Source organism: Pedobacter miscanthi (assembly GCF_003315595.1).
GTDB classification, from domain to species: domain Bacteria; phylum Bacteroidota; class Bacteroidia; order Sphingobacteriales; family Sphingobacteriaceae; genus Pedobacter; species Pedobacter miscanthi.
Map to the genome: position 1 here is coordinate 373,621 of NZ_QNQU01000002.1, position 26,173 is coordinate 399,793.

19 protein-coding genes, 4 tRNA genes and 1 pseudogene are annotated in these 26,173 nt (G+C 41.4%); 9 read left to right on the forward strand and 15 right to left on the reverse strand.

Annotated features, from left to right (window positions below; translation table 11 throughout):
* Positions 1-122: 122 nt before the first annotated feature.
* From mobC to DRW42_RS29180, 11 genes and pseudogenes are all read right to left on the reverse strand, one after another.
* Positions 123-2,148, reverse strand: a pseudogene (gene mobC / locus DRW42_RS29480) (conjugal transfer protein MobC).
* The gene (locus tag DRW42_RS03600) at positions 2,145-3,380 is read right to left on the reverse strand and encodes a relaxase/mobilization nuclease domain-containing protein (RefSeq protein WP_113947472.1); all 1,236 of its coding nucleotides are present in this window, start codon (positions 3,378-3,380) and stop codon (positions 2,145-2,147) included. The pseudogene mobC and the gene DRW42_RS03600 overlap by 4 nt, the downstream one beginning before the upstream one ends.
* Positions 3,347-3,772 (reverse strand): plasmid mobilization protein, encoded by a 426-nt coding sequence (locus DRW42_RS03605; RefSeq protein WP_113947473.1) that lies wholly within the window; start codon positions 3,770-3,772, stop codon positions 3,347-3,349. The genes DRW42_RS03600 and DRW42_RS03605 overlap by 34 nt, the downstream gene beginning before the upstream one ends.
* Before the next feature lie 386 nt (positions 3,773-4,158).
* The gene (locus DRW42_RS03610) at positions 4,159-4,431 is read right to left on the reverse strand and encodes a helix-turn-helix domain-containing protein (RefSeq protein ID WP_113947474.1); all 273 of its coding nucleotides are present in this window, start codon (positions 4,429-4,431) and stop codon (positions 4,159-4,161) included.
* A gap of 207 nt (positions 4,432-4,638) precedes the next feature.
* Positions 4,639-5,886: a site-specific integrase gene (locus tag DRW42_RS03615; RefSeq protein ID WP_113947475.1), complete on the reverse strand. Its 1,248-nt coding sequence runs from the start codon at positions 5,884-5,886 to the stop codon at positions 4,639-4,641.
* A gap of 268 nt (positions 5,887-6,154) precedes the next feature.
* Positions 6,155-6,228: transfer RNA gene (locus DRW42_RS03620), tRNA-Pro, on the reverse strand.
* 58 nt (positions 6,229-6,286) lie between these two features.
* A tRNA-Pro gene (locus DRW42_RS03625) sits at positions 6,287-6,360 on the reverse strand.
* Between the two features lie 58 nt (positions 6,361-6,418).
* Positions 6,419-6,492, reverse strand: a tRNA-Pro gene (locus DRW42_RS03630).
* A 103-nt stretch (positions 6,493-6,595) separates the two neighbouring features.
* Positions 6,596-6,682: transfer RNA gene (locus DRW42_RS03635), tRNA-Ser, on the reverse strand.
* Between the two features lie 80 nt (positions 6,683-6,762).
* A complete protein-coding gene (locus DRW42_RS03640; protein WP_425273469.1) occupies positions 6,763-8,841 on the reverse strand; it encodes an HD family phosphohydrolase in 2,079 nt (692 codons plus the stop codon).
* Positions 8,842-8,964: 123 nt separating this feature from the next.
* Positions 8,965-9,171 carry a hypothetical protein gene (locus DRW42_RS29180; protein WP_244215176.1) on the reverse strand — a complete coding sequence of 69 codons (207 nt, stop codon included), beginning with the start codon at positions 9,169-9,171 and terminating at the stop codon, positions 8,965-8,967.
* Here DRW42_RS29180 and DRW42_RS03645 point away from each other — a divergent pair.
* The 9 genes from DRW42_RS03645 to DRW42_RS03695 all read left to right on the forward strand — a co-directional run bounded on the left by DRW42_RS03645 (position 9,170) and on the right by DRW42_RS03695 (position 19,741).
* Positions 9,170-9,817, forward strand: coding sequence for an SPFH domain-containing protein (locus DRW42_RS03645; protein WP_244215177.1), 648 nt, complete (start codon positions 9,170-9,172; stop codon positions 9,815-9,817). The genes DRW42_RS29180 and DRW42_RS03645 overlap by 2 nt on opposite strands.
* Positions 9,818-9,820: 3 nt before the next feature.
* Positions 9,821-10,342, forward strand: coding sequence for a hypothetical protein (locus tag DRW42_RS03650; RefSeq protein ID WP_113947477.1), 522 nt, complete (start codon positions 9,821-9,823; stop codon positions 10,340-10,342).
* 2 nt (positions 10,343-10,344) lie between these two features.
* On the forward strand, positions 10,345-10,512 hold the full coding sequence (locus DRW42_RS03655) for a type II toxin-antitoxin system antitoxin (protein ID WP_083488688.1): 168 nt from the start codon (positions 10,345-10,347) through the stop codon (positions 10,510-10,512).
* A 687-nt stretch (positions 10,513-11,199) separates the two neighbouring features.
* Positions 11,200-12,375 carry an acetyl-CoA C-acyltransferase gene (locus tag DRW42_RS03665; protein WP_113947479.1) on the forward strand — a complete coding sequence of 392 codons (1,176 nt, stop codon included), beginning with the start codon at positions 11,200-11,202 and terminating at the stop codon, positions 12,373-12,375.
* Positions 12,376-12,404: 29 nt separating this feature from the next.
* Positions 12,405-13,301, forward strand: a complete 897-nt coding sequence (locus DRW42_RS03670; RefSeq protein WP_113947480.1) for a hypothetical protein — start codon at positions 12,405-12,407, stop codon at positions 13,299-13,301.
* A 99-nt stretch (positions 13,302-13,400) separates the two neighbouring features.
* A complete protein-coding gene (locus tag DRW42_RS03675; protein WP_113947481.1) occupies positions 13,401-15,062 on the forward strand; it encodes a peptide MFS transporter in 1,662 nt (553 codons plus the stop codon).
* Between the two features lie 39 nt (positions 15,063-15,101).
* Positions 15,102-16,736: a peptide MFS transporter gene (locus tag DRW42_RS03680; protein WP_113947482.1), complete on the forward strand. Its 1,635-nt coding sequence runs from the start codon at positions 15,102-15,104 to the stop codon at positions 16,734-16,736.
* 64 nt (positions 16,737-16,800) lie between these two features.
* Complete coding sequence (locus DRW42_RS03685) at positions 16,801-18,282, forward strand: peptide MFS transporter (protein WP_113947483.1); 1,482 nt, start codon at positions 16,801-16,803, stop codon at positions 18,280-18,282.
* A 706-nt stretch (positions 18,283-18,988) separates the two neighbouring features.
* The gene (locus tag DRW42_RS03695; protein WP_113947485.1) at positions 18,989-19,741 is read left to right on the forward strand and encodes a polyprenol monophosphomannose synthase; all 753 of its coding nucleotides are present in this window, start codon (positions 18,989-18,991) and stop codon (positions 19,739-19,741) included.
* Positions 19,742-19,958: 217 nt separating this feature from the next.
* On the opposite strand, the gene DRW42_RS03700 is transcribed toward DRW42_RS03695, so the two are convergent.
* The 4 genes from DRW42_RS03700 to dinB form a co-directional block, all read right to left on the reverse strand.
* Complete coding sequence (locus DRW42_RS03700) at positions 19,959-20,468, reverse strand: YdeI/OmpD-associated family protein (protein ID WP_113947486.1); 510 nt, start codon at positions 20,466-20,468, stop codon at positions 19,959-19,961.
* Positions 20,469-20,934: 466 nt separating this feature from the next.
* Complete coding sequence (locus tag DRW42_RS03705; protein WP_113947487.1) at positions 20,935-21,510, reverse strand: 2'-5' RNA ligase family protein; 576 nt, start codon at positions 21,508-21,510, stop codon at positions 20,935-20,937.
* Positions 21,511-21,521: 11 nt separating this feature from the next.
* Positions 21,522-24,536, reverse strand: a complete 3,015-nt coding sequence (gene dnaE / locus DRW42_RS03710; RefSeq protein ID WP_113947488.1) for a DNA polymerase III subunit alpha — start codon at positions 24,534-24,536, stop codon at positions 21,522-21,524.
* Positions 24,536-25,858: a DNA polymerase IV gene (dinB, locus tag DRW42_RS03715; protein ID WP_113947489.1), complete on the reverse strand. Its 1,323-nt coding sequence runs from the start codon at positions 25,856-25,858 to the stop codon at positions 24,536-24,538. The genes dnaE and dinB overlap by 1 nt, the downstream gene beginning before the upstream one ends.
* Positions 25,859-26,173: the final 315 nt, after the last annotated feature.

The following is a 26,173-nucleotide window of genomic DNA, read 5'->3' on the forward strand; positions in this document are numbered from 1 at the left end:
CAAATGCAACAGTAAAGCAAATAGAAAAGTAAATCGGGCTACAGGAGCACATTGATTCAAAATCATATTCTGCAGGATGTCCCCCGGTCAGTGGCCAGGCAAATAAAAAAATGAAATTGGATTTAAGTAGATAGGGTATTAGATATCCCCGTAGAGCGTCTACCCTTCCCCTTGCTCTTCTTTTTTTTCTTCTTCCCGACTGCTCCCTTACCATCCTCTTCCTGCTGACCTTCAGCGGCAATGATCTGCGCTACTTCGGCTTTGATACGCTCATAAGCGGTGCGTATATCGGAATCCTTCGCATGCCACATCCGGTATATCTCCAAAGCCGGCGTCTTCCGCAGCGATTTTAGTATGGTCATTCTGGATTTCGCAATGGAACATTTTGAGCGATATCTTTTCCTGGGGGTTATCGGCAACCATGCCTACAAATTCCCCTGAAGAAAGGGATGCAATTTTAGAGGCCGGTATGGCCATTTCCAGCTGCGTGGATTTACTGATCGACACATCCGAGCTGTTGATGCTCTTGCTCTGCCGGTTCTGCATGATCTTGCCAAAGAGCTCACTGAGCCTCTTTGCGGTATCGCCCGTTACCTGGCCACTGATGATATTGCCCACAATGCCGGTGATCACATCGGCCTGCTCCTGCCCATAGTCTTTCTTTAACTGGCTGAAATCCTGTATGGCAAGCGTTGTCGCGACCTTATTGCTTCTAGCAGTAGCGATGAGGCTATCCATATTATTGAAATAAATGGTAGGGAACTCATCAAAGATCAGGCTGCTTTTAGCTTTACCTTTCTGGTTGACAAGTTTGATCATTCGCGAGACGTAAAGCGAGAGCACAGCGCCATAAATCTGGATTTTCAGTGGATTGTTTCCCACACAGATGATCTTTGGGTCCCGAGGATTATTCAGGTCCAGGGTAAAATCATTCCCGCTCAGCACATAATAAAGCTGTGGGCTGGAAAGCCTGGCCAGGCAGATTTTAGCCGAGGCGATCTGTCCCTCAAGCTGCTGCACCGCGTTGTTTTTCCAGGCCGTGATAAAAGGGTTGATCAGTACCTTGATTTCTTCCTGCTTTTCCAGCAAGGTGAAAAGCTGGCCATAATCTGCCTGCATCAGTTCGATCACATGGGGTAAGGTGCAATACATCCCATCTTTATATTTCCTCAAGTACCAGATCATTGCCGTCACGAAATTAATCGGGCTTTCCACGAAAAAGTCACCCCGTTTTTTGATCCAGTCCCTGTTCAGCCCAAGCATAATCGTCCGGCTTGCTTCGGTAGCATCAGTGATGTCTTCCATCCCACCTGGGTCCAGCGGATTACAGCGGTGAAGGGGCTGGTCAAAATTGATCACAAAAAATTTTGGTCTGACCGCATAATGGGCGGCATACCTGTTTAACATATTCTAGGCAATACGGCTAAGGTCGTCATACTTGAAATCGTATAGGAACATGCTAAAGCCTTTTTTGATGTGCTGGGCGATAATATGCCGGATGACAAAATAACTTTTGCCCGCACCGGGCGTTCCCACGACCAGCAGGCCCCGGAACATGTTCACCAGGTTAATCCAGCTCCTTCTCCTTGTTCCCTTATAGTTGTATAGCGCCGGTAAGTTGACTGAAAACTCGTTCTCAAGCAAACGCTCTTCCTGCGGAAAGGTTTCATTATCCCGGTTGAAAATATCAGGTGCCAGACTATCTTTGACAATCCTGGAAAGCTTTGCACCGCTTCCCATCATCAAAAGGTATCCTACGATGGTGAATCCAGTATAACAAACTGTTTTGATGACCAGGAAATCGACCAGACGCAAAAAAACCACACTTGTAAAAAACAGGATCATACCAGCACTAAACTGGAGGACCAGCGGCCGTAGCTGAATCTTTTCATCCTTCCCACCTTTCACGCCCAGCAGCGATATCGTTAAAAAGATAAGACTGGCCACTTTGGCGAAATAAAGGTCCCGGAATAATGCACTCCGGCTTATACCGGTCAGCATCCTGTCGCTGAGCAGGGAATGAAGTCCGATTGACCTGAAAAACGCGTAACAGCATAAGTAAAAATGGAGTCCCAGTATGAAAAGGCTGATCCAGCGGGTGAGGTCAATAATTTTCCGCAGGCCATTGGTATCTTCGCCGGTATTCATCGCTGTATATCCCTTCCCATAAAACGTTTCTTTTTCTTCCTGCGTTTCAGCAGCGGGCTAACAGGTTGCCCGTAGTCCGTCTGATATAAAGGGCTGATATCAATCCCGGTTTGTTCTTGTACTGATCGAGGGGTAAACGGATCTCCAGCCCCCAATACCACCGAAGTGTTTTGAGCCACTATTTGGTCCGGCTGCAATCTGGAGGCAATTCCCATTGCACTGTAGGCTTTCCCCAGTTCACTCCCTTTAAATACAGCTTTGCAATCGTGGTCGATATAGGTCATGCCAAAAATTTTACCCTCGGCAGTACGGCTAAGGACCAAGTCAATATTTATTTTAGAAAGCCTGTGCTGGAAATCCGCGATAGACCTAACTCCTGCAGCAAGTAGTATATCCAATTTGTTGCTGATTTCTGGCTTTAGCTTGGTTTTTATTCCGTGTTTTTGGATGAAGTCTTGCTCCAGGTTTCTCAAAACCGGTTCGCCATTCAGGGCACTCGCTTTTATCGGTACGCCGATAGGTTTGCCGGTATTATCCAGTGCAACATAAAGCAAGCCCTTGTTTGCCTCCATTCTGGACCCGGCTGTTCCTGGTATAGCAATAACTTGATACGTTTTTAATATGGCAATGAAATCGTGTAGATTTGAGTAAGCGTATTGCGCCCTAACCGCTCTGGTCAGATTCGACAGTGATTTTTTAAGCGCTTTATCACCATATTCGAACTGTTTCAGTGATTGTTTTCCAATTTGATGCACTGGCTCCCGCCCTTCTGCGACGATAAGGCCATAACTTTGTTCAAGCGACTTCCGTACCGATTCCGATACGTTTCTGCCAATATTATGGAGGCTGATGCGCGATCCGTCAGCCTGGATGTTCGTTGTCGCAATATGCAAATGCGGATGGTGGGCATCACTATGTGCATATAACAGATAAGGCTGATCACCAAATCCAATGCCTTCCATGTACTTCCGGGCAATCTCAACCATTTTTTCCTCATTCCATTCGTCCTTTTTATGAAAATTAAGGCTGATGTGCAGTGCATTGGTTTTGGCTCTTTCATTAAGCCTGGTGAGCTGGTGAAAACGGTTGATCTTCATACTTATGGTGAGCTCCTGGGGATCGGCGGCAAAACAGTTGGCCGCAAGCAAAACCGCTTTCCCTTCCGACACTTTATCCTCGTTATAGTACACCACGCCAGCTATCTTTTTTCCGGTTCTGATTTTGACAACCATTTTTTTGCCAGTTGATTGACGATAGATAAAAGCCTATCAATTTTTTGATCTGTTTTTTTATACTCCTGGAGTGTACGGTTGGCATAGAACCATTTCTCGCTGCTGCTTTTGGATCCGTGAAAATGATGGGTCTGCTGGTTGATGTTGATTCCGATCGACCGGATTTCCTTTCTGATCCTGGAGAGTTCTTCCATCACAGGCCCCATGGTATCATCATGGTGGAATACATTGATCCTTGCCCCGGTAATGATTTTCCGGGCTACAGCGCAAGCGCTCCTGCAATCACTGGTGCTTACCAATTGTTGGAGCCTTTGATAAGTTTGCTGGTCAATCCTGATCCTTAAAACATGGACCAGCAGCTTTTCCTGGTGTTGCTTTTTCTTACCTGCCATCTTTAGCTAATGAATGATTTTTGAACCGCAAGTCCCGCCGCGGTTCCCCAGCCGTAAGGATGGCAAGATTCGTTTGTCTACAAACGTACATCTTGCTGCGCGCACGGGCGGGCAGAATCTTGCCATGGACAGCAGTTCCTTAGTGTCGATCACCTCGCTTTGTAACCTCTGGAAATGAGCCCAACAGTTTCCTGATTTTAAGCCGCATGTATGATCCCTTCGGAGGAGGCTTTCTTTTCGGCCTAAACAAACAATGGGCATCGGTTATTTCTTTTTCCTTCATATCCTTATACACTGTGAGTGTGGGCGAAAATCTCTTCAGCCACACCGATAATAACCCTGAACTGCGATGATATATCTATTATCTGGGATGACCAGTATCTTCCCTATGTCCTTCCGTTCACCATCGCTTCAATATCTTCATACTTATAATACATCAGTCCGCCAATCCTACTGAATTTGATCTGGCCGCTTTTTCGAAGTTGATGGAGCGTGCCAGGCGAAATTCCCAATAGCTGCCTAACCTCGTAACTTTTAATGAACGGCTTCTGCTTGTCCTTCCCTAATGGCGCTTTGAATGTAGGTCTTCTCAATTCTGCGAAAAGTTCCATCTTGAACTGTTCGAGATCTTCCTTGGCAATAAACTCTAATGTTCCCATAATTCACTTCTGTTACTGGAACGATAAAGTTCAACAAACAGTGATCGTCAATATGGGAAATCAAGGTTACTTACCTGGTATTTGATGATATCGCATAAAAGATCATCTGTGATTTTAGACTGCATCATCTAGATAAGCTACTTTTACGGTGAGCGGAATGAGAAAGTCTTGGTTCCACCGATTGATGAAACCAAGACTTAAATCCGGTTAAACCACCTTCCTGATAACAGGATGCAGCTTGAGTTTAACCATGTTCATTTCGTTAGCCACTTTCTTTTTCTTAACCTTGGAATAAATCTGCGTGGTCCTGGTGTTGCTATGGCCGAGCATGTGGGCAACGCTTTCAATCGAAACACCGTTTTCAAGAGTAATAGTGGTAGCAAATGTATGCCGCGCTATGTGAAAGGTCAGGTGTTTGTTTATCCTGGCCAATCTCGCTATGATTTTCAGGCAACGATTCATATACTGGTTACTGGGAGTGGCAAAAATAGTCCCTCTAGAAAGTGAGGCTGTCGAGTGCTCATATTTCTCGATCAGACCTAAGGACTCTGGCAGTAATGGTACATGAAATTTCAGTTCACTGGTATTGAGTGTTTTTTGCCTGACCATTTCTATCCATAAGCTCCCATCTGCTTCTCTCCTGATGTAATCACCGGTCAGTCTGCTGATTTCGTTATAAGATAATCCAGTATAGCAGCTAAAGAGAAACATTTCCTTCACAAGCATGATCTGGTCATTTTCAATTTCAAGCGACCACAAAGCTGAAACTTCATCCATATCGAGGCACTCCCGATCTTTCTTGATGATATGGCGCTGGTGGTTGATAAACGGATCGACTGTAATCCAGCCGAATTTACGGGCAATGCCCATTAGTTTCTGAAGTCTTTCCAGATGCTTCATTACAGTATTGTTGGTGCATGGCCGCTGTGACTTGTCAGGCTCTTTTTTCCTGAGGTAGACTGCAAATTCTGCGATAAACTGAAAGTCGAGCGATGCAAGCTGGATATCGGACAATTTTTTCTTTTTTAAAAATTCCTTCAGGAAACGTTCTGTGGAATAATAGTTTTTGATCGTCCCCTTTGCAAGTAATGCTCCCTGGTGTTCATAATGGTACTTGATCAGGTATAACAGGGTTTTGCCATCGTCTTCCCCTTCAACCTTCGATTTTATTGCCTGAGCTGTGATCATTTTTTTCTGGTATCTGAGTTCATCATAAGCACCATTGATCTCATTTGTCATTTGCCTGAGCTTTTCCCTCAATAAAATAATTTCGGGTGTGTTTCCCAAGAGTCTTTGGGTCCTCTGGTTCCAGAATTTTGGTTCTACGGACCTTTTTACCGCCAGTCTGAGGTACTTACCATCGACAGTAATTTTCGCATAAATTGGAGCTTTGCCATTTACCTCATTTTCCCGCTTTAAATAGAACGAGAGGGCAAAAGTGTGCTGAGATTTCATAAAATTTCCTCCTAAGCTGAGCACCTATTCTAGCACCTGGAAAACAGTAAAAAAGCCAAGTGGTAGCAAATTGGTGCAAAATAATTTTTAGTGATTGAAAAAAATATCCGACTCGGAAAATTTACAATGATAGAAATAAGATTTTAGTGCTAAAATAGGTGCTAAATACTTTGATTTTCTTAGCACCAGATTGATATGAGATAAAAACAAAAAACCCTCTAATCAATTGATTTAGAGGGTTTTTGACGGATTTTGCATCCTTGTTTCGTCGGGATGGCAGGATTCGAACCTACGACCTCCACATCCCAAATGTGGCGCGATACCGGGCTACGCTACATCCCGAACTTTGGTATCGATCTTTTTTATCTGTATCCTGTTTTTAAAGTGGATAAACTTTTAGTCGGGATGGCAGGATTCGAACCTACGACCTCCACATCCCAAATGTGGCGCGATACCGGGCTACGCTACATCCCGAACTTTGGTATCGATCTTTTTTATCTGTATCCTGTTTTTAAAGTGGATAAACTTTTAGTCGGGATGGCAGGATTCGAACCTACGACCTCCACATCCCAAATGTGGCGCGATACCGGGCTACGCTACATCCCGAACTTTGGTATCGATCTTTATTTAACCTTATTTCTAAGGGATGGCAAAGATATGGATTTTATTGGGTTTTCCATTTTTTTTACCAACTTTTTTTTTATTTCAGCGGTGAGGGCGGGATTCGAACCCGCGGTACCGTTACCAGTACGACAGTTTAGCAAACTGTTCCTTTCGGCCTCTCAGGCACCTCACCTTTATCCTCCTTTTTCCGCCCTACCGGCGTTGTTTTGAGGTCTGCAAATATAGTAAAACAAGTTATTCTGCAAAAAAAAATTATGATAATTGTTGATAATCTATGCGCACATGATAGATGCTCATCAGCATCGTCTTGAATATCAATTTGATAGTTTCAATATCTTTTAACGTTAAATCGCAATCATCAAGCTGATTTTGTTCCAATTTGTAGTTAATTATGCGTTCAACCAGGTCATTTATGTTCTGCGCATCGGGATTTTTCAGACTTCTTGAGGCCGCTTCGACAGAATCTGCCAACATTAACACCCCCGTTTCTTTGCTAAAAGGTATCGGTCCGGGGTAGCGGAAAATGTTTTCATCAACAAATTTTTCTGGAGAATTTTTCAGAAAAGACTGATAAAAATAATCAACCCGGGTATTTCCGTGGTGCGTACGGATGAAATCGATAATCGCTTCCGGAATCTGGTTTTTTCTTAATATCTCAATTCCTTTATGTACGTGCTGAATAATAATCTGTGCACTTTGCTCATAAGGCAGTTTATCATGCGGACTCACGGCAGTATTCTGGTTCTCGATAAAATATTGCGGATTATCTACCTTACCGATATCGTGGTATAAAGCCCCTGCCCTTACCAGCACCGAATTACCCCCAATTTTAAATATGGCTGCCTCCGCAAGGTTAGCCACCTGTAACGAATGCTGAAACGTTCCTGGTGCTTTAAAGGCAAGCTCACGTAACAACTTATTATTAGTATTGGTTAATTCAATCAGTGCTACATCCGATGTGATACCAAAAATCCGTTCGAAAAGATAAATCAGCGGATAAGCCAATAACGATAAGAGTACACTAAAAACAAAAGGAATAAAATTAATCCATTCTATTTCCCGGAAAGATCCTTCGCGCAAAAGGGCAATCCCTACAAACGAAACAAAGTAAGCCAGCAATATAAATAAGGCCGAAACCAAAAACCTTTCGCGTTTAACAAAATTTTTGATGCTGAATATGGCCACCATACCGGCAGTAACCTGATAAAAAACAAATTCGAAACTGTTCGCTACAAAAAAACCAGCAATCAAAATCACCAGCATGTGCAGGTAAAGCGCCAAACGCGTATCGAATAAGATCCTGATGATAATTGGCACCACACAAAACGGAATGTAATACAAACTTGGGATCTCCATTTTAATGGCCCAGGTTAGGGCCAGCAACATTCCCGTGGTTACAATTAATATTAAAGATAGCTGGCGGTTATCGGCAAAAATATCTTTCCTGAAAAGAAAAAGGAACGACATTAATATAGTGAGGATAAAACCCACCAACACCACCTGACCGAGGTAAACCAGCGCCCTGCTGCCAATGGTTTTGGTTTGTGCATCGTAAGTAGCCTTATACGATTCGAGTTTCTGGTAAATTTCTTCATCAATCACATCGTTTTTGGCTACAATCAGCTCTCCTTTCTGCACCATCCCCTTAGTGGTCGAAATATTATTGATGGTATTATCCTGTATCGTTTGCGTTAGGCGTTCATCAAATACAATATTCGGCGTAATATGATCAATGGCCAAATTGGCCACCAAATCGCCCATTACCGGGTTGGGCGCCTTAAAATTTTCTTTAAAATAGTTGAGTGCCGTTTCTGCAGTAAATACATCCTGCGTGTTTTTCTCCTGCGCTACATTGTTTTCGAGCAGCGAGAAATCATAATTTTTGCCACCGGCCTGGTGTTTTACGTTTAAACCGATAATCCCCTTTTGGTAAATACCCTGAAGTAAGCGGTAAGCAGTGGCTTTATAAGCATTCTTTTCTTTTTCGTCGAGCTGTTTCGATTTCCACTTAATGTCAAATTCATTTCCAAATTCTTCAAGCGCCGTAGCGGTAATCCCCTTATCCAACTGATAAACCGGCAGTATATCCTTTAAAGCATTCTTTTTATCGGTACTTACCTGTGGATTGGTTTTTAAAATAGCAAAACTAAAAGGCGAAATCAGATCCTTGTTTTTCCAAACCGCATTTTTTTCAAACTCATATCTAAATCTCGGTTGCTTGGGGAGGAATAGGGTAATAATGAAAACCGTAAACGCCATCATCACATATTTCAGGTTTGATGAATATTTACGGTAAAGGATTTTGTGGGAATTTCTCTTGATTTTGGCCAAAACGATGTAATTATTGTATTGTCAAAAATAACATTTTTATCTAATATACATTTTAGCGATTTTGTTTGCAATTATCAGATTTTATATTTTACTTTATGATATCAAATTAATATCAATTATGTATCAGGAAAAAATCATCAGCCCACCATCTGGGTATTTAACTTTCGCCATAAGCATCGTTTTATTGGCGGCTTCTATTTTCTGTTTTGTATCAGAAATTTTCTTATGGGGAGGAATTTTACTTGCGGTGGATATATTTTTAATATTCCCGGGTTTTTTAATCATTAATCCTAACCAATCAATGGTATTAACTTTATTTGGAAAGTACATGGGCACAGTTAAGGCCGATGGATTTTTCTGGGTAAACCCCTTAACCGCTAAAAGAAGGGTATCGTTAAAAGCAAACAACTTAAACGGACAGCAATTAAAGGTAAACGATAAACTGGGTAACCCGATTGAGATTGCAGCGGTGGTGGTGTGGAAAGTTAACGAAACCGCCAAAGCAGTTTTCTCGGTAGAAAATTACATGCAGTATGTAAATATCCAGAGCGAAGCCGCTGTAAGGCATCTGGCCAACATTTTTCCTTACGATCATGCCGAGGGTGAAGAAACCAGCATTACCTTAAAAGATGGGGCTGAAAAAGTAAGCGAATTATTGGAAAACGAACTAAACGAGCGTTTATCAAGAGCAGGAATTGAAGTTTTGGAAGCCAGGATTTCGCATTTAGCTTATGCACCCGAAATTGCCAGCGCCATGTTACAGCGCCAGCAGGCAACTGCCGTTATTGCTGCCCGTAAGCTAATAGTAGAAGGTGCCGTTGGTATGGTAGAAATGGCCCTGGAAAAATTATCGCAAAAAGGCATTGTAGAACTGGATGAAGAACGTAAGGCAGCTATGGTAAGCAACCTATTGGTGGTACTTTGTGGCGATCGCCATGTACAGCCTGTGGTAAATACCGGTACCTTATATAACTAGGTTATGGAATTTGAGGAGAAACAGGGCTTAAAAATCTGGTGGTTATATCTCGTAACCGGGGTAACAATATTCCCGACATTGGCGATATTGATCTTCCAGAAAAACGGACCAAGCCTGGCAGAGTTGCAAAAAATGTATTTTGCTCCATTATTGGCCGTATTTCTGCCATTTTTAGTCATTTTTATAGTTCAGCAAAATAAGTTGACCTTAAAAATAAATGCGCAGGGTTTATCTTACCGCTATTTCCCCTTCCATTTCAAGCCGAGCCATTTCCATTGGATGAGCATCGAAAAAGCTTACATCAGAAAATTCGATGCATTTTCTGAATATGGCGGCTATGGCATTAAGATGCGGTTATGGTTTAAATTCAGAGATAAAGCATTCATTTTAAATGATAAAAACAGGGGTTTGCAGCTGGAATTTAAAAACGGCAGAAAACTCTTGTTTACTTCAAATAAAATAGAAGAGCTCGAAATGTTCCTCATTAATTTAAAAACGAGGTATAATATACAAGCAATACAATAAGAATGGCGGAGAAAGATAAAAAAGCTTTTGTATTAAGAATTAGTCCTGCTTTATTAAAAGAAGTAGAAACCTGGGCAGCAGACGAGTTTCGCAGTACCAACGGGCAGATTGAATTCCTGCTTACCCAGGCCCTAAAATCAAGAAAAAAAGGTAAAGCGAAAGAGGAGTAACAGCAATACTTCCAAAGTTTTCAAGGCCCATGGCATCAGGAAACTTCAGAAGTTTGTTAATATTTGGGCGTTCCCCTTTCCCGTAAAACACAGGAAAGGGTCGGGCTTTGCAGGGCTGCGCTGCGCTCCGGTACCGATGAAGATTCGGTACTGAACCCTTACAATCCCTAACGCAAAACCTACAGCCAGGATTAAACTTTTTAAACCTCGCAGGTTTAACTTGTGGGTATAATTTGTTTTCAAAGGCCTCGTTGAGAGCTTCGCCGTTTAAAAACCTGCGAGGTTTAATCGCCCCCAAGGCCCCCTGCCTTTGTTAAATAAACCTAAGGGATAGAACGGATGCCGATTTTTTTTTTATCGGCAGGAGGGATAGCAGGACGATCAGCAGCCATAAACACCGAACCACCCATTTCCAAAAAATATTTTCTATTAAACAAAACCGCGCTAACGCTCGTTTCTAACGAGCGTTGAATAATTTATCGTTTACCACGATAGAATCGTATAGCTATTTGCGCACTCGTTTAGAAACGAGTGCAAGCGTTCTTTTAACAAAACCTATGAGGTTTAAAACTTCATAGGTGTACAAAAATCATTTGCAGTACGTTATTTAAAGCCTGCAGGTTTTGGAAACATGAGCGGTTTAATTAACTTAGCGGCCTAACCAAAAATTCATAAAAAATTTTGCACATGAAAGAAGTTGTAATTGTATCAGCTGTAAGAACCCCTATTGGCAGTTTTGGAGGCTCGTTGGCTCAATTTTCTGCTACCCAGCTTGGTGGCTTCGCACTTAAGGCGGCTATAGAAAAAGCTGGCTTAAAGCCAGATCAGATCCAGGAAGTGTACATGGGCAATGTTTTATCAGCCAATTTAGGTCAGGCACCCGCTACACAGGCTGCAAAAGCCGCCGGATTACCTGATTTACCTGCAACAACCATAAATAAAGTATGTGCATCGGGCACAAAAGCGATTATGCTTGCCGCCCAGAGTATTGCCAATGGCGACAACGATATTATTGTGGCCGGTGGCATGGAAAGCATGAGCAATGTCCCCTATTACCTTGATAAAGCCAGAAATGGTTACCGTTTAGGTCACGGACAATTAACCGACGGACTGGTAAAAGACGGCCTTTGGGATGTATATAATGATTACCACATGGGCTCCGCAGCCGAACTTTGCGCTACCGAATGCAACATCAGTCGTGAGGCACAGGATAATTTCGCAATAGAATCGTACAAAAGAGCACAATCAGCACAAACTACGGGCAAATTTGCAGGCGAAATTGTAGCTGTAGAAGTAAAAGACCGTAAAGGCGAAATCACCCTGGTAGATACCGATGACGAACCAACTGCGGTTAAATTTGATAAAATACCTTCGTTAAAACCTGTTTTCAAAAAAGACGGAACTGTAACCGCGGCAAATGCTTCTACCCTAAATGATGGTGCTGCAGCCCTGGTTTTAATGAGTGCCGATAAGGCAAAAGAACTGGGCATAAAACCATTGGCGAAAATTTTGGGTTATGCCGATGCTCAACAGGCACCCGAATGGTTTACCACTGCCCCATCTAAAGCCATTCCATTGGCATTACATAAAGCAAATATTGACATTAATGATGTTGACTTTTTCGAGATCAACGAGGCCTTTTCGGTAGTTTCTTTAGCAAACAACCAGTTATTAAACTTAAATGATAAACAGGTAAATGTAAATGGCGGTGCGGTTTCTTTAGGTCACCCGCTTGGCGCTTCGGGTGCAAGGATTGTTGTTACCCTGCTTTCGGTGCTGGCACAAAACGATGGCAAAATCGGTGTAGCCGGAATCTGCAACGGCGGCGGCGGTGCAAGTGCTTTGGTCATCGAAAAACTATAATCAACTGATTTTATTTATCTTCGGTTAGCATGAAGTTTTTCCAATTCAATATTTTTTTAGTTCTCGGCTTGCTGAGCTTTAACCTGAAAGCGCAGCAAAACCCGGGTAAGTTACCCGTTTTTCAGGATACGCTGAGCAGAATATCAGTAAATGTAGTGAATGCGACAAGCGACGTTCAAAAACTCGAACTAAATGGAAAATTTGTAAAAACCCTGGTTGAAGCTTTAAAAACACCAAATTCTTATGCATTTCCGTTCGATTCGCTTAAAAACATATCGGTCATTAAATCACCCGACCAGGCTTTCAGGATTTTAAGCTGGTATGTCCAGCTCGAAAACGGCACTTACCGTTATTATGGTGCCATCCAGATGAACACCAAAAGTGGTCCGTTGAAACTTTATCCACTGATTGATCAGACCGAAAACATTGGGGATCCTAATATCCTTACCAATAATCAGAAATGGTATGGTGCCAGGTATTACGAAATTGTGCCGATAACCAGTGGAAACCGCTTGCCTTATTATGTGCTTTTAGGCTGGAAAGGCAATACACAAATGACCACGAAGAAGGTAATCGAGATCCTTTCGTTTGATAAGGACAATGTTATTTTTGGGGCACCGGTTTTTGAAGGAAAAGAACTGAAAGGAAAGAACAGGATGATTTTCGAGTACGCCAAATCTAATGCCATGACCTTAAAAACAGATCAGAAAGCAGGTTTAATTGTGTTCGACCATTTGGCATCTTTCGATCCAGAGATAAAAGACAAGTTCGAATATTTTGGATCAGACGGTACTTTTGATGGCTTTAAAGTTATCGGTGGGAAATTAAAACTTCAGGAAGATATTACCCTCAATAATGATCCGGATGCAAACGACGAGCTGTATGCCGATCCTAAGAAAAATGTAAAACCCATCAGAAAGTTCTGATTTTAACAGAACTTAACAAATCATTTACCAGCTATAGCGCTTAAAAATTTGCCAGAATGGCCTCCACTCGCTATATTGCGCCTTAAAAACTTATTATAAATGCCCGCAGCAAACCAAACTAAACACCCTAAAGGCTTAAAATTCCTTTTTTTATCAGAAATGTGGGAACGTTTTGGTTACTATTTAATGATTGGCATTTTTACCCTTTATTTAAAGGATGTAAAAGCAGGTTTTGCAATGACAGAAGCAGAATCGGCCGATTTATACGGAACATTTATCGCTCTGGTATTTCTAACGCCCTTTTTAGGAGGCTTACTTGCCGATAGATACCTGGGTTATGCCAAATCGATCGTTATCGGCGGTATTATGATGGGCGTAGGCTATTGTTTAATGGGCGTACACAGTTTGCCGATGCTTTATCTGGCCATGACACTGGTTATTTTGGGCAATGGATTTTTTAAACCCAATATTTCAACCCTGCTGGGAAATATTTACTCCACACCCGAATATCAGGCAAAAAAAGACGACGGTTATAATATTTTTTACATGGGCATTAATGTGGGGGCCTTTATCTGCAACTTTTTCGGCGCGGCCTTATATATTATGCTGGGCTGGGAATATGCGTTTTTAGCTGCCGGCATAGGCATGTTTATCGGTGTGGTGGTATTTATATCCGGACTTAGACATTACCGGGCTTTCGATATTAAAAAGGGTATGGCAGATGGCGACATGCCTTTTATTAAAATCTGCCTGCTGATCCTGTTACCTTCTATTATTGCAGGGGTTATCGGATGGATTTTGCCGACCAAACTCATTGGTCATCCCTTAGTAGGTTCTACCAGTACCGATGCCTTTATATTTGCCTGTTTCCCGGTTATCTATTTTTACAGCACATTATTTTTTAAAGCCAGTAAACAGGAAAAGCGGCCCATTGCAGCCTTATTAACCATTTTTGTAGTCGTGATCCTATTTTGGGCCGTATTTAAACAAAATGGTACCGCTTTAACCACCTGGGCTGATCGCTATACCGACAGAAGCCTCACCAATACTACCGCAAAAAACACCTTTTCCAATTTAAGCCTCTCACAGAATTTAATCTATAAAAAAGATAGCGTAGCCAAATACGACCATGCTTTCAGGTTACAGAAAGTAGATGGTGTAGTACAAAAAGAATTCAATTACCCTGTTTATTTTAAAAACGTACCTGCAGCCGAAATCCCCAAGGAAGGTGGCGATGTAGAATTATGGGCAACCAATTTAAGTCAATCTATTAACCCTGCCTGGGTAATCCTCCTCACACCACTGGTGGTAGCCTTTTTTACCTGGCTGCGCAGCAGGGGAAAAGAACCAAGTACAGCAAGTAAAATTATTTTCGGGATTTTCATTTCGGCCATTTCTGTTCTGGTCATGATTACCGCCGTTTATATTGGTAAAAATGGAACGGAAAAAGTTTCGGTACTCTGGCTGATGGGCACTTATGGCGTAATTACCATTGGCGAGCTGTTTTTAAGTCCGATGGGTTTATCGCTTGTTTCAAAACTGAGTCCGGCACGGATAACTTCTTTAATGATGGGTGGTTGGTTCGTTTCTACCTCTATCGGCAACAAACTTTCCGGCGTTTTAGCTACTTTGTGGGATACCTACGAAGACAAAGCCAATTTCTTTTGGGTAAACTTCTCGCTGCTAATGGCTTCGGCAGTAATTGGCCTGGTATTACTGAAATGGCTGAACAACATCATGAAAGAATACGGCATTAAATAAAATATTATCAAACACAACAAACAAACTAAAACACTGAATATGACATCAATACCAAATCAATCTAAAGGCCATCCTAAGGGTTTATACGTGTTATTTGCCACAGAAATGTGGGAGCGTTTCAACTATTACGGCATGCGGGCAATCCTTGTGCTCTTTATGACCAAAGCCCTGTTATTTGATAAAGCTTTCGCCTCCAACCTTTATGGTAGTTATACCGGCCTGGTGTATTTAACGCCTTTAATCGGGGGTTACATTGCCGACCGTTACTGGGGAAACAAAAAATCGATTATTACCGGTGGATTGATGATGGCTCTTGGTGAGTTTATTTTGTTTTTCTGTGCTTCATTGTTCCACACCAACCAATCTTTATCCACTTTTTTATTTTTTACCGGTCTTGGTTTTATGATTGCAGGAAATGGCTTTTTTAAACCGAATATTTCTTCATTGGTTGGTCAGTTATATCCTAAAGGCGATAAAAGAAGTGATGCGGCTTATACTATTTTTTACATGGGTATAAACGTGGGTGGTGCCTTAGGACCTATTGTATGTGGCTTTTTGGGTGAAACCGGAAACGTGATGGACTATAAATGGGCATTTTTTGCTGGTGGTGTAGCCATGCTTTTAGGGGTTCTGGTACAGATCTTTTTCCAGAAAAAGTATGTAGTAGCACCTGATGGTAAAGAATTAGGACTTATTCCCGAAGGTACACCTAAAGCAGCTTTAAATCCTTTGGTAATTGGAATCGGCCTTGCGGCTTTCTCCGCTTTAATGATTGGTTTATTTTACATCGATGCAAAAGTATTCAGCTTTTTAACTTATTTACTGGTGGCATCAGTACTTTTTATTGCCTTTATTATTTTCACCAATAAAACATTAAGCATTGTAGAAAAACAGCGCATCGGGGTTATTTTTATCGTTGCCTTTTTCGTAATCTTTTTCTGGAGTGCTTTTGAACAGGCAGGTGCTTCTTTAACTTTCTTTGCTGCCGAACAAACACAAAGAGATTTAGGTTTTATCACCGTACCGGCAAGTATTTTCGCTTCGTTAAACTCGATATTCGTTGTATCATTCGCGCCGATTTTTGCCTGGTTATGGATTAAACTGGGTAAAAACGAACCTGCATCGCCAACTAAAATGGCATTGGGTTTATTTTTACTTGCTTTAGGCTATTTGTGGATTGCTTTTGGCGTAAAAGATGTAGCCTCATCAACCAAAGTAAGCATGATGTGGTTAATCGGTATGTATGCCCTGCACACCTGCGGCGAGCTCTGCCTCTCTCCTATTGGTTTATCTTTAGTAAATAAACTGGCTCCATTAAAATTTGCTTCACTGTTAATGGCCGTTTGGTTTTTAGCCAATGCCGCAGCTAACAAATTTGCTGGTATTTTAAGTAGTTTATACCCTCCGGGAACAGCAGAAATTAAACAGGCTGCCGATGCAGGCATTAACCTTCAACCCATTTTATCTAAAACGGTTACCCCAAGTGCTGCAGAACTGGCAAAATTGAAAGATTTAAAAATTCCGTTCGAATATCAGTCTATTTTAGGCATCCAGATCAATTCGCTTTACGAGTTTTTTATGATGTTTGTGGTAATGGCCGGAATCGCATCTTTAATATTATTTGCAATTACTAAAAAACTGCAAAAAATGATGCACCAGGATATTTTAGACTAATTTAAAACACAACAATACAGAAAGCCCGGCTCCGATCGGGCTTTTAATTTTTAGACCAATTTCAATGGAAAAAACAGTTTCAATAGAACAGATACAGAATTTTGAGGGAAAATACCCTAAACAGCTCTGGCATCTATCGCTGGTAGAAATGTGGGAACGTTTCTGTTTTTACGGCATGCGTGGTGTACTGGCTTTTTTTATGGTAGACCAGCTGGGCTTGAGTGATCAGAAATCCAACCTGCAGTATGGCGCCATCCAGGCTTTTGTGTATGCATTTACCTTTATCGGGGGTATTTTTGCCGATAAGGTGCTTGGTTTCAGGAAATCGCTGTTTTGGGGTGGCTCACTGATGATTATCGGTAACCTTGTGCTGGCTTTTTCGCCACACGATCTGTTTTATGTAGGCATTACTTTATCCATTATTGGTACCGGTTTTTTTAAACCCAATGTATCTTCGATGGTGGGCGAACTTTACCACGAGAAAGATAACAGAAGGGATGCCGGGTACGGACTATTTTATGCCGGGATTAACGTAGGCGGTTTGCTGGGTGGTGCCATGTGTATTTATCTGGGCAAATACTACAACTGGCACTTATGCTTCTTATCTGCAGCGCTGGTTATGATGTTCGGGCTAGGTACATTCGTTTTCACTAAAAAACATTTAGGCCCTATTGGGAATTCACCATTGTTGCACCTTAAAAAATCAAAGCAAAAAATATCCGAAATAGCCGTTTATGTGGGTTCTATTATATGTATTCCATTAATTTACATCATGGTAAAAAACACCGCTTTTACCGATTATTTCATGTATACGATTGGTGTGGTGGCCATGATTTACTTTTTGTACGAAACGTTTAGCATACAAGATAAGAAAGCACAGTATAAACTCCTGGCCGCTTTCGTATTCATCTTTTGTTATTTTATTTTTATGGCTATATCAGAGCAAAGTGGTGGTTCATTATCCTTATTTGCCAAAGATAACCTCGACCATAAAATCCTGTTTTTTAATATCGATCCAAATGTGGTTAACAACAGTGCCAATTCGTTTTTCGTAATTGTTTTCAGTCCTATTGTAGGCCTTTTATGGTTAGGTCTTTATAAACGTAAAATTGAGCCAAACACTGTGGTAAAATTTGGTATCGGTTTCCTTTTACTGGCGTTGAGTTTTTATGCCTTTTATGCCACCAGGTTCTTTGCCAATGCACAGGGCATTAGCTCATTAAACGTATTTACCTTTGCTTATTTATTGTTAACACTGGGCGAACTTTGCCTGGGCCCTATCGGGATGTCGATTATTACCAAACTTTCGCCAAAGAAAATGTTCGGTATGATGATGGGACTCTGGTTTTTATCGAGTGCATTCGGGCAGTTGGCCGCAGGTAAACTCGGTGCTGAGATGTCGAGCATTGATAATGCCTCGTTAACCACAAAATTAATGGCCTATACCGAAGGTTATAAAGCCCTGGCTTTGTACTCTTTAATTGCAGGTTTGGCACTCATTCTGTTTTCGCAACTGGTTAAGCGTCTGATGCAAGAGGTGAGGTAAAACAGTCCGTCATTTCGACCGTAACCTGTCCCGAATCTTCGGGAGTGGAGAAATCTAATTAGATAGATTTCTCCATGTTACAAAAGTCTTCGAGAGGCTCAGACTGACAGTTGTTTAAGTTTAGAAAATGAACGGGCTGTGTTTCTTGGATGCCTCCTGCCCCGCCATTCGCTATAGCCCCTCTTTTCAATCGGGGGCTGCCGCTACTGTCGGGTTTAGGAACAAGGTTTTTCTGCCCTGAGAAAAGCCTCTGCGGTGATCTGAAAAATCAGCGGGAAATAATAAAAGATTCGTCATTTCGACTGCCAATCGTTAGTATTTGAAAACGCGGGGACAGTAGTTTTTGGAGAACTACAGTCCCGCTCTTCATTGCAAGTCCTCACCCTCATGCTTCGGTCTGCGGGCTTTACACAGCGATCGGGTTTAGGAACAATGGATATGCCCCTGAAGGTAGCCTTTGCACCGATCTGGGGGAAAATATTTGATCAAAATCCCAAAGTCGTCACCCTGAATTTATTTCAGGGTCTATTTAGCAGGAAAGATCCTGAAACAAGTTCAGGATTACGGAATGCAGAGACGAATCATCCGGAATTGATGAAAATTCATGATGGTTTCACATTAAATATTTACTTTCGCAGTTTGAAAGCAAAATATAGTATATTATATTGATACCTCAAGCTTACATTATAAAAAAACCATAACAAACGTGTCAGATAGTTTAGTCATTATACCCACTTACAACGAAAAGGAAAATATCGAAAAGATCATCAGAAAGGTTTTTTCTTTAACCCAGCCTTTTCATGTCTTAATTATCGACGATGGTTCTCCGGATGGAACGGCTGAAATCGTAAAATCGTTACAGGGCGAATACGATGGCCATTTGTTTATCGAAGAACGTGCAGGTAAACAGGGTTTGGGTACCGCTTATATTTATGGCTTTAACTGGGCACTGCAAAGGGAATATGCTTATATTTTTGAAATGGATGCCGATTTTTCACACAATCCTGATGATTTGGCACGTTTGCGTGAAGCCTGTGTTAATGGTGCCGATGTAGCCATAGGTTCACGTTATGTAAAAGGTGTAAACGTGGTAAACTGGCCAATGGGCAGGGTTTTAATGTCGTACTTTGCTTCGATGTATGTACGCTTTATTACCAGGATCAATATCCAGGATGCTACTGCAGGTTTTAAATGTTACCGCAGAATCGTTTTAGAAACCATTCCGCTTAACAAAATCAAGTTTGTAGGTTACGCCTTTCAGATCGAAATGAAATTCACCGCAATTAAATTTGGTTTTAAAGTAGTAGAAGTACCCATTATCTTTACCGACAGAACTGAAGGAACTTCTAAAATGAGTACCCGTATTTTCAGGGAAGCCTTTTTAGGGGTCATCCAGATGAAAGTTTGGAGTTGGTTCAGGAACTATAGTCGGGAGTCCGAAGTCGGAAGTCCGAAGTAGTTGTTTTTGTTCAAAGTCTAAGGCGTATCATTCATAGTTTAATGGCTCATGGTTGATGGCTTATAGCTGGTAAACCTGACTTATAAGACATTAAGAGCTGTCTGCGATAATGATATTTGGCCATTTTAGGCTATCTGGCCATGAACCATCAACCACCATACCATCAAACCGATATTTCCCAGACTCAAGACTAAGGACTGGAGACTAAAGACTCAATTCAAGACTTACCTTGTGATTCCCTTATCATTGCTCCAAAATCCTGTCCTTTATCCATTGCTTTAACTGTCATTACAATTCTTTTGGTGCGGGTGGGTTCGGTTTTGGCCTGATTAATCCAGTTGATGTAATAGTTTTGATGTGATTTGGGCTGTTTTAAGAAATTCTGTATCAGGTGTTCTTCTCCCGAAAGGCAGATTTCGAGGTCTTCGGGCATTTCAATTTTAAAATCTTTATCTTCTTCTAAATACAGTTCTACGCTAGCTCCTGCCTCTTTCCTTAGTTTTTTACGGAGTTCGCCTTTTAAGGCAATAATAAAATCACCCTCTCCCATCGGGATGGTTGCCAAACCAGCTACTTCCAGCTCGTCTATTTTTCCCTTTACCCTGAAACTCTTTTTACAACCGACTTTAATTTTATTGGCTAAAGCCTCGGGGATAAATACGTAACTCCAGCCGGTTTTTTCGCCCATCGTTTCGAAACGCTCTATTTCTGCTTTAAAGTGGATCATGGTTTAAAGATAAAAAATATGTTTTAACACCTAAACGATTAAATCGTTTGGCTATTGATGCACTCGTTAAAAACGAGCGCAAACGTTTTTCATGATGATATAAGGCATTTGATGAACATATAAATTATACTCATGCTATAAAAGACCCATCGCTACCTATGAAAAATCGGTACAGGTTACGCTCAGGATTGACAATTCCCGTAACAAAACAAAACGTCATCTCGACCGAAACGCAGTGGAGTGGAGAGATCTGTAACTAGAGAGAATTTATCGGTCTCCCCGTCATTCCCGTGCAACCGGAAATCTTAAACCTCGAGCTAGTAGCGACCGTTGTAAGATTGCTTCGTCGGCTGAAAAAGCCTTCTCGCAATGACGATATCTTAAAGAAAATCTTAATCGGCTCAAAAAAAAGCTATTTTATGAGCCGATTAGCGAAATTAATCGGCTCATATTTGGAATAAACCAGTTATAATAAAGAATATTGATGATGGCTTAAAGGGCCACCTAATAATTTAAACATCGAAATTACGTCAAATTGCCCTTTAGATTTGTTAAATTCACGTATGGCTATGGTATCACAATTGAATTCTAGGTTTATATTGTCATATAGGTTTTGTGCCTTATCAATTTGAGCCAAACTCAGTTCACGCCCTATTGATATATGCGCGCTAGTCCCATTTACAGTATGATTAGTTTTAAGTCCATTACGAAAATTTTTCAAAAGATCATTTAAGTAGTATTTCGATGAATCATCAGGAAGTAAAACAATAGCATGGCTAAATTTCGATAAACTTAAAGAATCAAAAGTTACTTCTTGCGGTCTTTGTGAACGACAAATTTTCTCTATTCGTTTTTTGTAAAATTCTAGTTCGTATTGATCTGCCCAAAACTCAATAATGGTGATATGTGCTTCTGAGTTTCTACTGGCATACTTCACTATTTTAGCTGCAAGTACATCTTTTAAAATTTTAACGTCATTAATTACTTCTTTCTGAGGGTAAACAACTATTGAATACAACGCTCTTTTTAATTTTAAATCCATATATGTTTATTTTAATCAATTGCTACAGGATTCATCTGGATATCCAGTTTAGCGAACTTTAATACCTCGATGCTCTGAAATCCAAAATCTTCGACCACTTTACCAAGAATGAGGTAGCAGCCTTTTCCTTTAAAAGGATACATCGGTGTGGTGTTCGGGAAATGTGTAGTATCAAAGAAATCGCCGTTGGCATCTAAAAAGGTACCGAACCACATTTTGGTATTTTTAATGGTGTGCACCGTTTTTTCGCATACATAGTTGCCTACCATCCTCACGGTTTTGCCTAAATATTTATGCAGATCGGCCGTCATTACATCCCCCCGATACGTTGTTCTTAAAAAATCGAACATTTTATAATTGAGCGGATAACCCAGCAATTCTAATTCAGTATAAGCATTTTCCAGTTTAGAATCGGCGAGTTCGGGGAGCTGATAGGTTTTATAACTTAACTTAAAAAGTTCGGCATGTTTTACCTGTTTCTGTTTAAAGCCAAGGTAATTGTGCACATCCCAAAGCAGCGTTTTACGGTCTTTTCCGGTAAAACGTAGTGCACCTAAACGGATCAGGATAATGGCCTGTTCGAGGGAAATGCAGGTACGTTTTACAAAATCTTCGAGATCGAGATAAGGACCATTTACCCTGCGTTCGTGCGGAATGGTTTTAATGTTTTTTTCTTCGAGTCCCTGTATGCCAATAAAACCCAGGTAAGCATCTTCGCCGTTAATATTCACCACCTCATCGCTACGGTTAACACAGGGCAGATGTACCCTTGTCCCTGTTTTCTGCAGTTCGTGTACATAAACCCACCGGCTATAAAAACCACCATAATTATTGAGTACGGCTACCATAAACTCCTTAGGGTAATAGGTTTTTAGGTAGAGGCTCTGATAACTTTCTACAGCAAAAGAAGCAGAATGGGCCTTTGAGAAACTGTAACCTGCAAAAGACGAAATCTGCCGCCATACTTCGTTAACCAGTTCTTCGGAATGTCCCTGATTCCTAGCTGAAACTTTAAATTTGTTCACCAACTCTTCAAAAGCGAGTTTTGAGCGGTATTTACCACTCATGGCCTTACGAAGAACATCGGCATCGGCCAGGTCCAGCCCTGCAAAATAATGGCAAACTTTAATTACATCTTCCTGGTAAACCATTACGCCATAGGTTTCGCTCAGCCGTTCTTTCATCACCTCGCAGAGGTACACCACTTTATCGGGTGCATGATAGCGTTCGATATATGATTTCATCATGCCCGAACTGGCCACCCCTGGACGGATAATAGAACTGGCCGCCACAAGGGTAAGGTAATTATCGCATTTTAGTTTTTTGAGCAGTTGCCGCATGGCTGGCGATTCGATGTAAAAACATCCGATGGGCTGACCTTCTTTAAGGATAGCATTCAGTTTCCGGTCTGCTTTAAAGGTTTTAAAATCGTGGATATCGATATTCCTGCCCTTGTTCTTTTTAATGAGTTGTACGGCCTCGCGGATATGCCCAATGCCCCGCTGACTTAAAATATCGAATTTCTCGTAACCAATAGCCTCGGCTTCGTACATATCCCATTGCACGGTTGGGAAACCTTTTGGCGGCATATCCAACGCGGTATAATAGGTAATCGGATCTTGCGAAATCAAAATCCCCCCGGCATGGATAGAGCGCTGATTGGGCATGCCCTTCATGTAGTGGTATACGGCCAATAATTTCTGGTAAGTGGCATTTTCCGAATTTTCGCGTTCTTTGGTGGGGTCGGTAAAACTATCTATTTCTTCTTTGGGCAAGCCCATTACCTTACCAATCTCACGGATAATTGCACGGTCTTTAAAGGTGCTCATGGTGCCCAAAAAAGCCACATGCCATTTGGGATAACGGTCAAAAATATACTTTTGTATTGTTTCTCTTTCGTCCCATGAAAAATCAATATCAAAGTCTGGCGGGCTGGTTCTTTTTTCATGCAGAAAACGTTCAAAATACAGGTCGAGATCTATCGGATCTACATCGGTAATGCGTAAACAGTAAGCTACAATGCTATTAGCCCCCGAGCCACGACCTACATGATAAAAACCGCAATCTTCCATGGCATAACGTACAATATCGTAAGTAATCAGGAAGTAAGCACAGAAGTTTTTAAGTTCGATGATCCGTAATTCTTTTTCCAAACGTTCTATAGCAATCACGTTATTCTCACCATAACGGTATCTCAAACCTTTTTCGGACAATTCTCGCAGCATCTTTTTGTCACCTTCAAAATCACCGGTATAAAAAAACTTATTTTTTGAGGAAGGTACAGGCGCATCTTCGAAATAAACGCTTAAATCGCAACTATTTAATAGTTTCTGTGTATTCTGTACAATAAAAGGATACTGTTCAAACTGCTGTGTAAGTTGTTCTTCGGGGATGAGAAATTCATCGGCTTCACATTTATATTCATCGGGTACTTTACTTAAAAGGGTATTCTGCTCTATTGCCCTCAAATATCCGTGCAGCCGATAGGTAATTTTATTACTTACGGTAACAGGATGCCATACCAATAACTTTTCTTTCTGTTTTAAAAGCGGATGTTTATACAATAGATTAAGCTGTTTAGCTCGGATACCAACATATTCATTTGGTTTTAATACCTGATTAAAAGACTTGTGAAAAGGATAAATAATATACACGTTTTCCATTTCGGGCGGAAGCTCCGGCAGCGGAATATTACAAATGTTATGGTGACTTAAAAATTCATTCAGCTCACGCATGCCTTCCCTGTTTCTGGCAATACCCACATACAGCAGCCTGTTATTGATCCTGAATTCGATACCTGCTACAGGTTTAATCTGATACGGGATATTGCCCCTGTGGATCTCGTCGGCCTCTTTGGCAATGCCCTGTTTGTAACACTCGCGGATAAATTCTACTGCCCCGGTTGAGTTATTGATATCAGTAAGCACCATTTGATGTATACCCAAATGCCTTGCAGTTGCAATAAGCTGATTAATGCTTTGCGTACCATATTTCAGGCTGTAAGAAGAATGCACGTTCAAAAACATCAGTCGTAAGATTTAGTTCCAATGGTTCCTTTTTCGCTCATCAAACTTCTGATTTTTGAACGTTTCCTGATTTCCGGCTCTTTTTCTTCTTCTTCGCTGCTGGTATTTTCGATCAATACTTTCTTCTTGCGTGGATTGTATTTAATTACTTTACCTTTTTCATCGCGGGGCGGCTGGGTAACAATACAGGCCTTTACCACGGCTTCGGCACCAAAATTATTCCGCACCTTATCCATGGCCTGGTAAAGGCTGTATTCTTCTTCGGCGATGTTATACAGGCCGATTTGTTCGTAACCACTTACCAGATGCGATAATTTTACGCCTACCAGGCGCAGCAGCATCCGCTTGGAATATACTTTTTCGAACAGGCTGTGAGCCTTGCTGATCAGGAACGAATCGAGCGAGGTATAAGGAATGCGTTCCTGCTGGGTAACGGTTTCGAAATTGGTGTAACGCACGGTTACGGTAATGCAGGCGGTTAATTTTTTCTGGTTGCGGAGCTGAAAGGTTAAACCGGTAACCATGCCGGTAATGATGGCTTTTAATTTGGCCATGTCCATGGTATCGCTCTCGAAAGTGGCCTGCGTACCGATTGATTTCCTTTCACGGTACGGTACTACGGGTGCGAGATCGATTCCGTTTGCTTTTTGCCAAAGGCTCAGTCCGTGCTGACCTAAGATTTTAAACATCAGCTGTTGCGGAATTTGCGTGAGGGTGAGGATTTCGCGCACGCCCATTTCGCTCAGTTTTTTATAGGTGGCATGTCCAATACCCGGAATTTTATGAATGGCCAATGGATCGAGAAAAGGCCTTAGCTCGGGGTAAGTAACCTGTAGTTCGCCACCGGGTTTGGATTCGTTAGTGGCAATTTTGGCTACGGTTTTATTAATGGATAAACCAAAGGAAATGGGTAAATTCATCTCCCTGATAATCGTTTGCCTAAGTTCTGAAGCGAATTTCATGCAGCCGAAAAAACGGTCCATACCCGTCATATCGATATAATGCTCATCAATACTGGCTTTTTCGAATAAAGGCACTTTATCGGCAATAATTTCGGTAATCTCGTGCGAGGCCTTGGAATATTCTTCCATATTACCCTTTAAAAATATGGCCTGCGGACAGAGCAGTTTTGCGGTACGCCCGGGCATAGCGGAGTGAATACCATACTTTCGAGCTTCGTAACTACAGGAAGCCACCACACCCCTATCGCCACCGCCGCCGATGATAACGGGTTTGCCTGTGAGTTTGGGATTTTTTCTAATTTCTACCGACACAAAAAATGCATCTTGATCCATGTGAATAATCTGCCTTTCTTTTTCCATTGCTATCAGGGATAATTGAAATCAAAATTACTAATATTTTTAGTTTTTAAACCAGATTAAATTTACCTATTTTTAAACAAAATACTAACATTTTTAGTTTTTATTGTGTGATGCAGGGAGCAGAGGGCATGGAGTATGAGGTAATATCAGTTACGATTCACTACTATTGACAGACTTTATAAAAAAAGTCATCACCTTGTTCCGATAACTATCGAAAGGAAAGCAGTGGAATGGGGAGATCTATCCCGAGATAGATTTCTCAGCTACGTTCGAAATGACGATATCCTGGGAGTAACGTAGTGGTTCGTGGCGACA

What these genes read in the sequence shown, in the direction of transcription:
- DRW42_RS03685 (WP_113947483.1), top strand. Translation starts at nt 16,801, where the DNA reads ATGGAAAAAACAGTTTCAATAGAACAGATACAGAATTTTGAGGGAAAA.
- DRW42_RS03670 (WP_113947480.1), top strand. Translation starts at nt 12,405, where the DNA reads ATGAAGTTTTTCCAATTCAATATTTTTTTAGTTCTCGGCTTGCTGAGC.
- DRW42_RS03615 (WP_113947475.1), bottom strand. Translation starts at nt 5,886, where the DNA reads ATGAAATCTCAGCACACTTTTGCCCTCTCGTTCTATTTAAAGCGGGAA.
- DRW42_RS03705 (WP_113947487.1), bottom strand. Translation starts at nt 21,510, where the DNA reads ATGGATTTAAAATTAAAAAGAGCGTTGTATTCAATAGTTGTTTACCCT.
- DRW42_RS03700 (WP_113947486.1), bottom strand. Translation starts at nt 20,468, where the DNA reads ATGATCCACTTTAAAGCAGAAATAGAGCGTTTCGAAACGATGGGCGAA.
- DRW42_RS03665 (WP_113947479.1), top strand. Translation starts at nt 11,200, where the DNA reads ATGAAAGAAGTTGTAATTGTATCAGCTGTAAGAACCCCTATTGGCAGT.
- DRW42_RS03600 (WP_113947472.1), bottom strand. Translation starts at nt 3,380, where the DNA reads ATGGTTGTCAAAATCAGAACCGGAAAAAAGATAGCTGGCGTGGTGTAC.
- DRW42_RS03605 (WP_113947473.1), bottom strand. Translation starts at nt 3,772, where the DNA reads ATGGCAGGTAAGAAAAAGCAACACCAGGAAAAGCTGCTGGTCCATGTT.
- DRW42_RS29180 (WP_244215176.1), bottom strand. Translation starts at nt 9,171, where the DNA reads ATGTACTTTCCAAATAAAGTTAATACCATTGATTGGTTAGGATTAATG.
- DRW42_RS03680 (WP_113947482.1), top strand. Translation starts at nt 15,102, where the DNA reads ATGACATCAATACCAAATCAATCTAAAGGCCATCCTAAGGGTTTATAC.
- DRW42_RS03655 (WP_083488688.1), top strand. Translation starts at nt 10,345, where the DNA reads ATGGCGGAGAAAGATAAAAAAGCTTTTGTATTAAGAATTAGTCCTGCT.
- DRW42_RS03675 (WP_113947481.1), top strand. Translation starts at nt 13,401, where the DNA reads ATGCCCGCAGCAAACCAAACTAAACACCCTAAAGGCTTAAAATTCCTT.
- DRW42_RS03645 (WP_244215177.1), top strand. Translation starts at nt 9,170, where the DNA reads ATGGGCACAGTTAAGGCCGATGGATTTTTCTGGGTAAACCCCTTAACC.
- DRW42_RS03610 (WP_113947474.1), bottom strand. Translation starts at nt 4,431, where the DNA reads ATGGGAACATTAGAGTTTATTGCCAAGGAAGATCTCGAACAGTTCAAG.
- dnaE (WP_113947488.1), bottom strand. Translation starts at nt 24,536, where the DNA reads ATGTTTTTGAACGTGCATTCTTCTTACAGCCTGAAATATGGTACGCAA.
- dinB (WP_113947489.1), bottom strand. Translation starts at nt 25,858, where the DNA reads ATGGAAAAAGAAAGGCAGATTATTCACATGGATCAAGATGCATTTTTT.
- DRW42_RS03650 (WP_113947477.1), top strand. Translation starts at nt 9,821, where the DNA reads ATGGAATTTGAGGAGAAACAGGGCTTAAAAATCTGGTGGTTATATCTC.